Here is a 14,274-nt window from a genome sequence, read left to right on the forward strand (position 1 = left end):
CGCACCATGAATACACAATTTAAAGCCAAAACATTCTATCCGATTCTATTCGGTTTCTTCGTAATGGGATTCGTAGATATCGTAGGCATTGCAACAAACTATGTGAAAAAAGATTTTGAACTCTCCGACACATACGCAAACCTGCTCCCAATGATGGTATTTGCCTGGTTTGCAATCTTTTCCATTCCTACCGGCATTCTAATGGGAAAAATAGGGAAAAAACTGACTGTCATAATGGCTTTAGCTACTACAACAGTAGCAATGATAGTCCCCTTTATTTCCTATACTTTCGCAAGTATGTTACTCGCTTTTACAATATTAGGTATCAGCAATACTATACTGCAAGTATCATTAAACCCGATGATTGCAAATGTTGTTTCTGCCAATAAAATAGCCAGTACGTTAACTCTCGGCCAATTCGTCAAAGCAATATCTTCATTTTTAGGACCTATTGTCGCAGGAGGTACTGCCATATTATGGGGAGACTGGAAAATAACATTTGGTCTATATGCGGTAATTTCATTGTTTTCCACTATTTGGATGTATCGCAGCATCCCCGATAACCAGCAAGAAGAGGATACACATTCTAATTTATTGTCTACGCTGTCACTACTTAAAGATAGAAAAATCTTCCTGATTTTCTTAGGAATATTATTCATTGTCGGAGTCGATGTCGGTTTAAATACAACCATTCCCAATTTCTTAACGGCACAAGCCAATATGCCGTTAAGTGTAAGCGGCTTGGGAAATAGCCTGTATTTCATATCTCGTATGGCGGGTACATTTTTAGGTACTTTATTATTAGCGCGTATAAAACCTCATATTTATTTGCAAAGCTGTATATTGATTGCCATTATAGCATTTATCTCTTTATTATTGGTTCGTGTACCTTGGGAAATGTTTGCATTAATCTGCATCGTAGGCTTAGGTTGCTCCTGCATTTTTTCGATTCTGTTCTCCTACGCTTTGCAACATAAACCGGACCAGAGTAACGAAGTTTCGGCATTAATGATAATAGGAGTATCGGGTGGCGCCTTAATTACTCCTCTTATCGGAATAACATCCGATTATTGGGGAGTAACTGCCGGATTGGCTTTATTATGTCCCTGTTTACTCTATTTAGGAATACTATCTATTATAATAAATAAGCCCTCCCGCTAAAAGTGCTTCCCGCACGGGGAGGTACGCCAGGCGATGGTTCATTAAAACGCAGATGAACGCAGATTTTCGCAAAAGAAAACAAATGTATGATAAAGAGCTACAGTCTTTTAATCTGCGTCCTGCGTTTCATCAAAGATTTAAAACTCTGTGAAACTCCGTGCAACTCTGTGGTGAGTTTAATTCTTTTCGGGCCAATAATACGAACTCATTTAAACATTGGTACCGCAAACCACTTCTTAAACATCTTCGTTACAAGTACATACATCACAAATGCAGAGAAAAATCCTACAATGGCATCAATAAGATAATGAGCTTGAATGTAAACAGTGGCACAACAGAGTAAGATATAGAACGGCATCAAAACAGCAAACAGCCATTTGCTCCCACGCCATGCCATAATCATAAGAATTGTAGAAATACCTACATGCGAACTGGGAAAGGCTGCCGTAGGACGTTCTCCAACTTGCTGTGAACCCTCCACAAGATTATAAAAAAAGCCATGTTCATATCCCGGACCGGGCAGCAATTCCTGATGATGATTGAAATAATCACCGACAGCATAGAATGTACCATGTTCTGCATTCTCTAATCCGATGGCCGGGAAATAATATTGCGGACCGGCAACCGGGATAAATATATAGATCAGATAATAAATAAAAAAGGAAGTAACCAGTACAAAGGAGAGTTTCTCAAACAACTCAAATCTATAGATGAAATAGTACAAAGTCACCACCAGAATCATCGGATAATAGGCAAAATAGCCCATATTAAAAGCCTCACTTATCCATTGATGCGGCAGCAAATAGCAAAAATGCAATGCAGGCTGGCAACCAAACATCCACTGTTCGGCAGAAGCAAAGATATGATCCAGGTTGGGGAAAAAGCGGTTGAACTCATACGTATCCGGATACCAATAAGAAAGCAGACTCATTTGAATGGCAATCCGCACAAAAGCAGAAAACTTACAAGGTGCCAACCTGTAGAGATACATTAATAAGAATGTCATTCCGGCAATCATAGCCCTGTCCAGCAACATGTGCCAGGGATGATCCATCCGCTGAAAAAGGAACAGAATCAATATAGAAGTCAACAAGTTGTATATCAGTGTTACCTTCTCAACAGCGAACAGTCCCTTGCGGGTCTCTACACGTTTAAATAAATCTAGAGCCATCCTTCATTCTTATACCAGGCAATGGCCTCTTTCACTCCTTTTTCCAAGTCATATTCAGGAACATATCCCAGTTCTTTCATGGCCGGAGTAATATCACATTGCCAGTTTCTTTGTTTCATTATCTTATATTTATCTGAATTCAGCGTACTACTCTTTCCTGAGCGGGTAGCTATGAATTCAGCGAGCAAAGATACGACTTTAAGGAGAATTAACGGGCATTTCAATCGAATAACGAATGGATTTCCCAATTCTTTTTGTATCAGATCCGAAAAAGTACGACTTTTATAGACCTTCCCATCAGCCAGAAAATAGGCTCTCCGGGATACCTGCTTCTCAATTCCAAGGAAAACAGCCTGAACAATATCTTTTACATATACAAATGTAAGATCCTGACGTTTGAAACCAACAGAAAAGTCCATATGATTGAGTATCGACTTAGCCATAAGAAAATAGTCCATCTCACGAGGGCCATATACCCCTGTAGGACGATAAAACACATAAGGAAACCCAGGAATACTTTGTATATACAACTCCGCTTTAAGTTTACTCAGTCCATAAGCAGTGTTCGGAGCCGGCAGATCATTTTCGTGTATCGGATTGTAATCCTCTTCGTGTATCGGACCAAAAACACTCAGCGTACTGATATAAATAAACTGTTTGGGCACCATATTAAGTTGTATCAATGTATCAACAAAATATTTGGTTTGCAAATAATTGACACGGTCGAACTCCTTTTTATCTACACATTTAGTCAATCCGGCACAATGAACAATATAGTCAAACTTATTATATGTACCTTTATGACCGGATAACTGCGCTTTCAACTCATTGGGATGGGCAAAATCAAGTTCCAGAAAATGAATTTTCCGGTCAGATAAATACTTCCTGCTACTGGTAGAACGAATTCCTGCCCACACAGCAAATTTGCGTTTCAAAGCCTCCTCGACGATGAAACTGCCAATAAACCCACTCGCTCCTGTAACTAAAATACTTGCCATAATTAATAATTATTCAATGTACCAATAAATAATGTGCTAATGTGTTAATATGCCAATGTGCTGCGCTATAAAAACATGCCGAAAACCAATTGGTATATTAGTACATTCTTTTAATTGGCATATTAACACATTAGCACATTATTTAATCGGTTCTACATGTATACCCACATGCGTTCCTTCTCCAAACATTTCCTTCAATTTTCGCTCAATTCCCGTAGCAGTACGATGAGCTTCTTCCAATGAGATTTTTCCATCCATACGTACATGCAACTCAATGGCGTACTGATTCCCTATCCTACGGGTTCTTAAATGATGTGGCTGACTTACTCCGGGAAATGAAAGCGCAGCCTGCTCTATTTCACGTTCTACCTCATCAGGCAATGACTTTTCCAAAAGCTCATCTACACAAGGTATCAACAACTGAATAGCTACTTTCATTATAAAAATACTGACTACTACAGCAGCTATCGGGTCAAGTACTCTCCATTTGTCACCAAGTAAAATGGCCCCGCCAATACCAACAGCCGTTCCGATAGAAGAAAGGGCATCACTCCGATGATGCCATGCATTAGCTATCACCGCCTGTGAATTCAGTTTTCGTCCTTTTATAACGGTATATTGATACAATATTTCCTTTAGTACAATCGAAACCAACGCCGCTATCAATGCCAGCATTCCCGGCTCCCCAAGCTGTTCTCCATGAAAAAAATCATAGATAGAGGAAGCACCGTTCCAAAGGATACCAAAGCCGACACACAAAAGTAATATCCCGATAATAGCTGTAGCCAGCGTTTCATATTTTCCATGTCCGTAGTCATGATCTTTATCTTCTGGCTTGTTAGAGATACGCACAAAGATAATCACAATAATATCAGTAACAAAATCGGATAAAGAATGAACCGCATCAGCCAGCATAGCAGCACTATGTCCTGCTATTCCGGCGAAGAACTTAAAGACAAGAAGTAAGAAGTTTACCACACTTCCCACAACAGTCACTTTATAAATTTCTTTTTCCCGGGAAGGAGTTTTGGATTCCATTTTGTTATAATATAAATCAACTATTGGGCAAATGTACATGAAATTCTTGAATTATTGATATTTAATCATTTACTTTGTAGTTAATAACAATAGAAATAAGTTACGTCTCTAAGTAACAGGTCTCACCTGTATTCGCTTCAAAATCCGTAACTTATTAGCTCGTAACTTATAATAATAAAAACATCATGGCGAAAAAGAAAGAAAAAAAAGCCGGTAAACGAATGAAGAAAAAAGAACTGGCAACCACATTAATGGATTTCTTCCACACCAGACAGGAAGAAGTTATCAGCCTTAAATATCTTTTCGCGGAACTACACCTCACCACACATCCCCTGAAAATGCTGTGCATGGATATTCTCGCGGATATGCTGACTGACGACTACATAACGGAAGTTGATAAGAATAAATACAAACTCAACAACCACGGCATCGAGATGACAGGAACCTTCCAGCGTAAAAGCAACGGAAAGAACTCATTCATCCCCGAAGGTGGAGGCGACCCGATATTCGTGGCCGAACGTAACTCTGCCCATGCAATGAACAATGACAAAGTAAAAATAGCATTCTTTGCCAAACGCAAGAACCATGACGCTGAAGGGGAAGTTATTGAAATACTGGAACGTGCCAACGACACATTTGTGGGTACGCTACAAGTAGAAAAATCTTATGCTTTCCTGGTAACAGAAAACCGGACGCTGGCAAATGATATCTTCATCCCAAGAGATAAACTGAAAGGTGGAAAAACCGGAGACAAGGCTGTTGTGAAAGTAATCGAATGGCCGGACAAAGCTAAAAATCCAATCGGACAGGTACTTGATATTCTGGGTAAAGCCGGAGACAATACCACTGAGATGCACGCTATTCTGGCAGAATTTGGTTTACCCTATGTCTATCCTCAGGCAGTAGAAAAGGCTGCTGATAAGATTCCGGCTGAAATCTCTGAAGAAGAGATAGCCAAACGGGAAGATTTCCGTAAGGTCACTACTTTCACCATCGACCCAAAGGATGCCAAAGACTTTGACGATGCACTCTCTATCCGTAAACTAAAAGACAATTTATGGGAAGTAGGAGTACATATAGCAGACGTAACGCACTATGTAAAAGAAGGAAGTATCATTGATAAAGAAGCCGAGAAACGTGCTACCTCTGTCTATCTGGTAGATCGTACTATCCCGATGCTGCCCGAGCGTCTGTGTAATTTCCTTTGTTCACTACGCCCTCACGAAGAAAAGCTCGCTTTCTCTGTTATTTTTGACATCACCGAGAAAGGAGAGGTAAAGAACTCACGTATCGTACATACAATCATCTATTCCGACCGCCGCTTCACTTACGAAGAAGCACAGCAAATTATCGAAACCCGGGAGGGAGATTTCAAAGAGGAGGTTTTGATGATGGATACAATTGCCAAAGCGTTACGCGAAAGACGTTTTGCTGCCGGAGCTATTAACTTTGACCGTTACGAAGTGAAATTCGAGATAGACGAGAAAGGAAAACCGGTCAGTGTTTATTTCAAAGAATCCAAAGATGCCAACAAACTCGTAGAAGAGTTTATGCTACTTGCCAACAGAACCGTAGCCGAGAAGATAGGACGCGTACCCAAAGGAAAGAAAGCCAAAGTATTGCCTTATCGTATCCATGATCTACCCGATCCGGAGAAGCTGGATAATCTTTCACAATTCATTGCCCGTTTCGGATATAAGTTGCGTACCAGTGGCACAAAGACAGACATATCAAAGTCCATCAACCACCTGTTGGACGATATTCAGGGAAAGAAAGAAGAAAATCTGATTGAAACAGTTTCTATCCGTGCCATGCAAAAAGCGCGTTATTCAACACACAACATCGGACATTATGGATTGGCGTTCGATTACTATACGCACTTCACATCCCCCATTCGTCGTTTCCCGGATATGATGGTACATCGCCTCGTGACCAAATATCTGGACGGAGGAAGAAGTGTTTCGGAAAGCAAATATGAAGATCTCTGCGATCATAGTTCTAACATGGAGCAGATTGCAGCAAATGCCGAACGTGCTTCTGTCAAGTACAAGCAAGTAGAATTTATGAGCGAACGGTTGGGACAAACATATGATGGAGTAATTTCCGGTGTCACAGAATGGGGACTTTATGTGGAGCTTAACGAAAATAAGTGTGAAGGTATGATACCTATGCGTGATTTGGACGATGACTACTATGAGTTCGACGAAAAGAACTACTGTCTGCGCGGACGACGTAAGAATAAGACATTCAGCTTGGGTGATGCAATCACCATTAAAGTAGCCCGTGCCAATCTGGAGAAAAAACAACTTGACTTTGCATTAATGTAATAAAGGAGGCGGTAAAGTGATAACTTTACCACCTTATAGCCCTATCACATTATAACTTTATACGTATGAAAACAGTCATCATAGAAGACCAACAGCGGGTAGAAGAAATTATCTCCCGCTGTGATATCTGCTTTGTCGGTATCACCGATCAGGAGGGAAATCCATATGTAATACCCATGAACTTTGGTTATCAGGAAGGGGTGATTTATCTGCATTCCGGACCAACAGGAAGCAGCATTGATATGCTGGAACGTAACAATAACGTATGCATCACTTTCAGCACAGACCATGAGCTGGTATTTCAGCATCCCAAAGTAGCCTGCAGTTACCGGATGAAAGCCAAAAGTGTGATCTGCCGTGGAAAAGTAGGCTTCATTGAAGATATGGACAGCAAACGCGAAGCACTGAATATCATCATGAAACATTATAGCAGCCGAGAATTTGTTTATTCAGACCCGGCTGTAAGAAATGTAAAAATATGGGAGATCCCTATCAGTAGTGTAACGGCAAAAGAATATGCGGCACCGCATAAGAGATAAGTTACATTCGTTTTTTCCATATCCGATCATTAATTATATCTAATATACACACACTATGGAAAACAATCAGAATCTATTAACCTTTGGCGAACTTTATCAAACTTACAAAGAACGCTTTTTAAGATTAGCAATTTCTTATGTGAAAGAGGAAAGTATCGCAGAAGATTTTGTAACTGATTCTTTTGTCTCATATTGGGAGAACCGGCACAAACTTCCAGAAGGAGCTAATATACCCGCTTATATTCTTGTTTCTCTTAAAAATGAATGCTTAACTTACCTGAACCGACTTCGCAAGGAGCAAGAAATTGTTGATCATCTAAGAAGTCAACAAGAATGGGAACTGGATTTCCAGATTAGCTCGCTGGAGGCCTGTAATCCACAAGAAATTTTCTCTGAAGAAGTACAGCAACTTGTGAATAAAGCGATCGAGTCTTTGCCGACAAAGACAAAAGAAGTTTTTCTGTTAAGCCGGATGGAATACCTGACAAACCGTGAGATCTCAGAACGTCTGGGAGTATCAATTAAAGCCGTCGAATTTCACATCACCAAAGCATTAAAAGTAATGCGTATTGCTCTAAAAGACTATTTACCTGCTTTTTTCTATCTTTTTCTAAATTAATTCAATTTTTTGTTAGGGTATCTTTACCCTTATTAGTTATATAGACGTAAAGGATAAAATTTATGGATAAAGAATCACTATATCGTTTTTTTAACGGCACTGCTTCCGAAGCGGAAAGAATTCAGATACGGAATTGGGCAGATGCTTCCCCGGAGAATATGAAAGAATTACTTAGGGAGAGAAAACTTTATACAGCTATCGTTTTAGTCGGAAAAAAGGAATCCTTCATAAATCAGAAAACAAGATACAAGAAAATAAAAATCACCCAGTTTTATCGTTATGCAGCCGTTTTTATCGGAGCCATACTGTTATCGTGGTTTATAGCAAACCTGAAAGACGAAACGCTACCTATACAACAAATCACCGTACCACTGGGACAATATATGAGTATGACATTAGCAGATGGCAGTAATGTGTACCTCAATTCAGGTACCACACTAAAGTATCCTACCAAATTTACCGATGATTATCGTACGGTAGAAATAGATGGAGAAGCATTCTTTCAGATAACTCATAAAAAAAATGATGCACCATTTATTGTCCGTACATTTAAAGGAACAGTAGAAGTCTTAGGTACAAAGTTTAATGTGGAAGCTTATAAGAACAGAAATAAATTCATAACTTCTCTATTGGAAGGAACTGTAAAAGTAAGTGCAAACAACCAGCAAATAATACTGAAACCAAACGAAAGAGCCACATTGTCGGACGGCAAACTTATAAGAAGCAAAATAGAAGATGATAGTTATTATAGCTGGACCAGTGGAATTATTAATTTCAACAATATCACTTTTGAAGCTCTGATGAAAGAGTTCGAGAAGGTATATGGAATTGAGATTGTGATTAATAATAGTGCTATCAAGAACAACTTATGTCTGGGTAAATTCCGTAGAATTGACGGACTGGAATATGCATTAAAAGTATTGCAAGTGGATATACCGTTCACTTATCAAAGAGATTTTGAGAAACATATCATTTATATTAACTAAAAAAGAAAATCAGCGTATGAGAAAGGCATAGTAATTATTAAAAGGAAAGGGAATATCGAGCCGTCGCCAAACATATCGATATCCCCTTGGAAAAATTAACACAGTATTTTGTATTAATCTTAAAACATAGCAAATATATGAAAAAGAAATTGATGTTAGAGGATAATTACGCTTCTAATTCAACAATATTATTTAGATTTATGAAAATCACACTCTTCCTGCTCATTGTGGGAATATTAAATGTTTACGCAATCAATACGCATTCTCAAAATGCACGTGTAAGCATACGTTATTCCAACGAACCTTTACAGATCATTCTAAATGATATAGAGTCACAAACTGACTATCTATTCATTGTCATTAATTCTAAAGTCGATACGAAGAAAAAGTATTCTATAAATGCCAAATCCGAACCTGTATTTACTGTATTGGACAATATGTTCAAAGGGGAAAATATCCGGTATAAAATGCGTGGAAACCATATTGTACTTTCCCAGGAAACACAAAAAACAGAACAGGAAACCAAACGGGTACTGACCGGTTATGTCAGAGATAACAATGGGGAGCCATTGATAGGTGCCAGTATCCTCGTAAAAGGAGCTTCACAAGGGACAGTAACCGATGTCAATGGTTATTTTCGTCTCCAGGGCGACTATACCGACAAAACCATACTCTCAATCACCTATATCGGCATGCAGGGCCAGGAAATCACAATCGGAAATAAAAATAAATTTGATATTACGCTGTATGATGACTCCGAACAACTGGATGAAGTGGTAGTAGTGGGTTACGGTACACAAAAAAAGATAAACCTGAGTGGCGCAGTAGAAGCTCTTGCCGGCGAAACATTGAAAAACCGTACAGCCAACAATGTAGGAACTATGCTTCAAGGACTTGTACCTAACCTGAACATCAGTACCAACGGTGGTCAGATCAGTCAAACACCAGGTTTCAATATTCGTGGTGCAACTTCCATTAACGGAGGGGGGGCACCTCTAATTCTCGTGGATGGAGTTCCGATGGAAGAAGCCGAATTTTCACGTATGAACAGCAACGACATAGAAAATATATCTATCTTGAAAGATGCCTCTTCAGCAGCCATCTACGGAGCTCGTGCTGCATTTGGAGTGATTCTGGTAACAACTAAGAAAGGAAAAAGTGAAAAGATCAATTTTACATTCAACAATACAATGAGCATCCGGACTCTGGGGCGCATACCTGAGATAGTAAAAGACCCTTATATACAGGCCTCATATAAAAAAATCATGGGAGCCCCCTGGTATGACCTTTACTCAGAAGAGGAACTGGAATATGCTAAACAACGCTCACTCGATCCGTCACTTCCGGCTGCTATGATCAATCCGAGAGACCCGAACCGCTACACTTATCTGGGGGCAACAGACTGGTTCCATGAAATCTATAACAACACAGGTACTGCACATTCACATAGTATCAGTATGTCCGGAGCAACGAAAAAGACTTCATACTATCTGGGCGGCGAATATTTCAGTGAAAAAGGTATGGTCAAGTATAATACGGATATGTACAACCGATATAATCTGAGAAGTAATGTCAGCTATCAGGTTACCGATTGGTTGAATATCTCAAATAATACTTCCATGACGTATTATACGTATACAGCACCCGCATCTCTGGATAACGGCTGGCTTTATAAACGAATTCATAATGCTAATGCCTTGGAAATTCCCAAAAATCCCGATGGGAGCTGGACAGAAGCCGGAGCCAAATATATTGCCGGAACCGAGCAAGGTGGCAATAGCGATTATACTGAATTATTGGCACAAACTCAAATCTCTTTCGATCTGCAACTTATCAAAAACATATGGTCGGTAAAAGGAGACTTTGCTGTCAAATTCTGGAATAAACATAAAAACTATTGGGAATCCGATCAGTCATTTGAATACAAGGATGGCCCTGACAGTACCCCTAAAGAATTAGGATGGCAAGACTTTGCAAAAAGTGAACATGATAACTCAAGATACTCATTATTCAATATCTATACCAATTTCAATAAGAAATTTGGCAAGCACGAAGTAGGTACTACCATTGGTTTCGAACAACAAGTGGAATCTGCCCAATACTTTATAGGCGAAAGAAACGGAATGCTCAGCGATTCTGCTCCAAGCATCCAAATAGCCACCGGTGAAAAGAGTTTATACGACGGACGTCATACCTGGGCCACCCGAAGCGGATTCTACCGGGTAAATTACATGTTCGATGATAAATATATTTTTGAGGCCAACGGACGTTATGACGGGACCTCCCGTTTTACCAAGAAGCATCGATTCGGCTTCTTTCCGTCTTTCTCCGGTGCATGGGTGATATCAAATGAGAAATTTTATCAACCCGTCAAAGAGGTCATGAACATAGCCAAATTTCGTGCTTCGTACGGATGGCTCGGTAATCAAAATGTGGGTTATTACGAGTATATTTCCAACATGTCATTCTATGAGTGTACTTACTTGTTGGAAGGTAAAAAAACTACAGGTGTAGGTTCTCCCAGTCCGATTTCAGATGACCTTACCTGGGAGAAAGTAAATACAATGAATCTGGGTCTTGACCTTGCATTCTTTAAAAACCGTTTAACAATTTCCGGAGATATTTATCGCCGAAACACCAAAGACATGTTGACAAAAGGCAAAACATTACCAGGCGTCTTCGGAGTTGATCCTCCGCGTCAGAACGCTGCCGACCTGAAAACAGAAGGCTGGGAGTTCTCTATCGGATGGCAGGATAATTTCAGTCTGGCTTCGAAGCCTTTCCGCTATTCGGTAAAATTCAATTTATCTGACTCACGCGCCGAAATCACAAAATTCGACAATAAAAAGAAACAATTAGATGACTACTATGTCGGACAACGCCTTGGTGAGATCTGGGGATTAACCACAGAAGGATTCTTCTTAAGTGAAGAAGATATTAAAAATCACGCTGATCAATGGGCGGTAACGTCCTATCCAGGCGATCGTCCTTTAGCACCCGGTGATTTGAAATTCAAAGACTTAAACGAGGATGGCTATGTTAACAAAGGCGATTGGACAAAAGATAATCCCGGAGACTTTTCCGTAATCGGTAACTCAACACCCAGATACTGCTACGGTGCTGACATTAATGCAGCCTGGAACGGATTTGATTTACGCATATTATTGCAAGGAGTAGGCAAACAAGACTGGTATCCCAATGTATTCACCTTCTTCGGAATTTACCGTGCTCCCTGGTCGGATGTATATGTCAATAACCTTGACCACTGGACACCGGAAAACCCGAACGGATATTTCCCACGCCTGAAATCGTATACGGCAGAAGGAGCCGGAGATCTTAGTACTCCGCAAACCAAATACCTGCAGAATGCAGCTTATATGCGAATTAAGAATATTACATTTGGATATACACTTCCTCAAAGCCTCACCCGCAAATTAAAAATTGATCAGGTACGATTCTATTTCAGCGGAGAAAATATTGCCGAATTCACCAAACTGACAAAGAATGTTGACCCGGAAGCTCTTGGAAACGGAGGAGAAAACCTTGTACATCCTATGCAACGGGTATTCTCATTTGGTTTAAACCTGAATTTCTAAAAATCGAATAAGTATGAAAAAGAAAATATTATATATAGCTTTAGCATTGATAAGTCTGAGTAGTTGCAATGATTCTTTTCTGGACAGATTGCCTGAAACGTCACTAGTTACAGAAAATTTCTTCAGATCCCCTTCAGATCTGGCATTATTCGTCAATAAGCTCTACCTAAGTGAATCTCCTAAATACTGGGACCCGGGAACAGATAATGTAGTTGCATCCGAGAAAGATGAAATATTAGACCTTATTCGAGGTAACATCACACCAGAAACAGTCGGAGGATGGTATTGGGGACAAATACGTGAACTAAATTATTTCCTTGATAATGCCGACAAAGCCCAAGGGAGCCAGGAACTGATTAACCACTATATCGGTATCGTACGCATGCTACGCGGATTGGAGTATTATGAGAGAATAGTAAAGCGCTATAGCGATGGCCCCTGGTATGAGCATGTACTAAAGGATACCGATACAGAGTTGTTGATGAAAACACAGGATCCCCGGACATTCATAGTAGACAAAATAATGGAAGATTTGGAATTCGGTGTTCAAAACATACTGCCAGATATAAAAGACAGAACAGTCTATAACAAATGGTATGCATATGGTCTACTTGCCCGAATTGCCTTACACGAAGGTACATTCAGAAAATATCATGATGAACTGGAACTACAGAGTTCTGCCGATCAATTCCTCGAAAAAGCAGTAAATGCCTGTGAAAAGATTATGGCAAATACCACCGATTTCGGGATTTATACCGATGGAGGCATTGATGCATATGGCAATATGTTCATCAGCAATAATCTGAGCAAATGCAAAGAGATACTTTTATTTAAAGATTTCAGTTATGACCTCAATATTAAGCATGATGTAGCCATGAATGTATTTTCCTACAACACCGATTTGAGCCGTTCTCTAATGGAAAGTTATCTGATCAAGAAAGATGGAAAAGCAGTACCATTCTCATCGATAGACAACTATAAAACCAAAACATTCATGGAGACATTTGAAGACAGAGATCCTCGTTACCGCCAGACATTTATGTATCCGGGATATATCCGTCCGGGTGATGCAAAACCATTTATACCAAACCTGAATCTGGGGGGATATACGCAAATCAAATTTGTACCGCAAGACCCTCAGCAAAACCAATGGGGATGTTCTTACAACGACCTGCCATTAATGAGACTAGGCGAAATACTACTTATCTATGCAGAAGCAAAGGCCGAATTAGGCACACTGACACAAGCAGACTTAGATAAAAGTATCAATCAGCTTCGTGACCGTGTAGGTATGCCACATATGGTATTGTCCGAGTTAACCATTGACCCGACTCTGGAACAACAGTATCCGAATGTAAACGGCAACCTCAAGAACGCCATCCTCGAAATCAGGAGAGAAAGGCGCGTAGAGCTGGCTTGCGAAGGTTTCCGTAAAGATGACATACTCCGTTGGAAAGTCGGGAAATTGCTCGAAATGCCACAGGGAGTATACATTGCCGAATTGAATACCGTATTTGATGTAACAGGGGATGGAGTAACCGATGTAGGTGTCTTCCTGAATAAAGAATCTGTAAAACCAATCTATAAAAAGAAAGTTCTTTATTACCTGGAAGAACAGGGGGAGAAAACCAGTATTTCACTTTCGGAAGGAGATCATGGTTATATCATATTGACCAATGATATTACGAACCCGAAGAAATTCATTGAACCCCAATATTACTATTATCCGATTCCAAAGACCCAATTTACATATAACCCCAATTTACGCCAAACTATTTTCTGGGATAAATAACTAATAATCAGGTAAACATTCTCTTTTTGCATGCCATTAAATAGCAT

Annotated in this window: 10 protein-coding genes; 7 read left to right on the top strand and 3 right to left on the bottom strand. The window is 39.8% G+C overall.

The features are described from left to right. Positions 1-6: 6 nt before the first annotated feature. Positions 7-1,161, top strand: coding sequence for an MFS transporter (locus K8P02_RS17930; protein ID WP_002558408.1), 1,155 nt, complete (start codon positions 7-9; stop codon positions 1,159-1,161). Between the two features lie 205 nt (positions 1,162-1,366). On the opposite strand, the gene K8P02_RS17935 is transcribed toward K8P02_RS17930, so the two are convergent. From K8P02_RS17935 to K8P02_RS17945, 3 genes are all read right to left on the bottom strand, one after another. After that, positions 1,367-2,332, bottom strand: a complete 966-nt coding sequence (locus tag K8P02_RS17935) for a phosphatase PAP2 family protein (RefSeq protein WP_007482993.1) — start codon at positions 2,330-2,332, stop codon at positions 1,367-1,369. Continuing rightward, complete coding sequence (locus K8P02_RS17940; protein ID WP_002558410.1) at positions 2,323-3,330, bottom strand: NAD-dependent epimerase/dehydratase family protein; 1,008 nt, start codon at positions 3,328-3,330, stop codon at positions 2,323-2,325. Before K8P02_RS17940 ends, K8P02_RS17935 begins: the two co-directional genes overlap by 10 nt. 138 nt (positions 3,331-3,468) lie before the next feature. Further along, entirely contained in the window at positions 3,469-4,368 is a 900-nt protein-coding gene (locus K8P02_RS17945) for a cation diffusion facilitator family transporter (RefSeq protein WP_122201447.1), read from the bottom strand. 185 nt (positions 4,369-4,553) lie between these two features. Here K8P02_RS17945 and rnr point away from each other — a divergent pair, with 185 nt between their 5' ends. The 6 genes from rnr (at position 4,554) to K8P02_RS17975 (ending at position 14,227) form a co-directional block, all read left to right on the top strand. After that, positions 4,554-6,695, top strand: coding sequence for a ribonuclease R (rnr, locus tag K8P02_RS17950; RefSeq protein WP_025866848.1), 2,142 nt, complete (start codon positions 4,554-4,556; stop codon positions 6,693-6,695). A gap of 65 nt (positions 6,696-6,760) precedes the next feature. Further along, positions 6,761-7,234 (top strand): pyridoxamine 5'-phosphate oxidase family protein, encoded by a 474-nt coding sequence (locus tag K8P02_RS17955; protein WP_025866847.1) that lies wholly within the window; start codon positions 6,761-6,763, stop codon positions 7,232-7,234. 55 nt (positions 7,235-7,289) lie between these two features. Further along, positions 7,290-7,853, top strand: a complete 564-nt coding sequence (locus K8P02_RS17960; RefSeq protein ID WP_025866846.1) for an RNA polymerase sigma-70 factor — start codon at positions 7,290-7,292, stop codon at positions 7,851-7,853. Positions 7,854-7,915: 62 nt separating this feature from the next. Continuing rightward, complete coding sequence (locus K8P02_RS17965; RefSeq protein ID WP_025866845.1) at positions 7,916-8,839, top strand: FecR family protein; 924 nt, start codon at positions 7,916-7,918, stop codon at positions 8,837-8,839. A gap of 137 nt (positions 8,840-8,976) precedes the next feature. Next, on the top strand, positions 8,977-12,435 hold the full coding sequence (locus K8P02_RS17970) for a TonB-dependent receptor (protein ID WP_223381608.1): 3,459 nt from the start codon (positions 8,977-8,979) through the stop codon (positions 12,433-12,435). 13 nt (positions 12,436-12,448) lie between these two features. Next, positions 12,449-14,227 (top strand): RagB/SusD family nutrient uptake outer membrane protein, encoded by a 1,779-nt coding sequence (locus tag K8P02_RS17975; RefSeq protein ID WP_044158028.1) that lies wholly within the window; start codon positions 12,449-12,451, stop codon positions 14,225-14,227. Positions 14,228-14,274 lie beyond the last annotated feature (47 nt).

The organism is Bacteroides nordii, from assembly GCF_019930665.1.
Taxonomy (GTDB): Bacteria; Bacteroidota; Bacteroidia; order Bacteroidales; family Bacteroidaceae; genus Bacteroides; species Bacteroides nordii.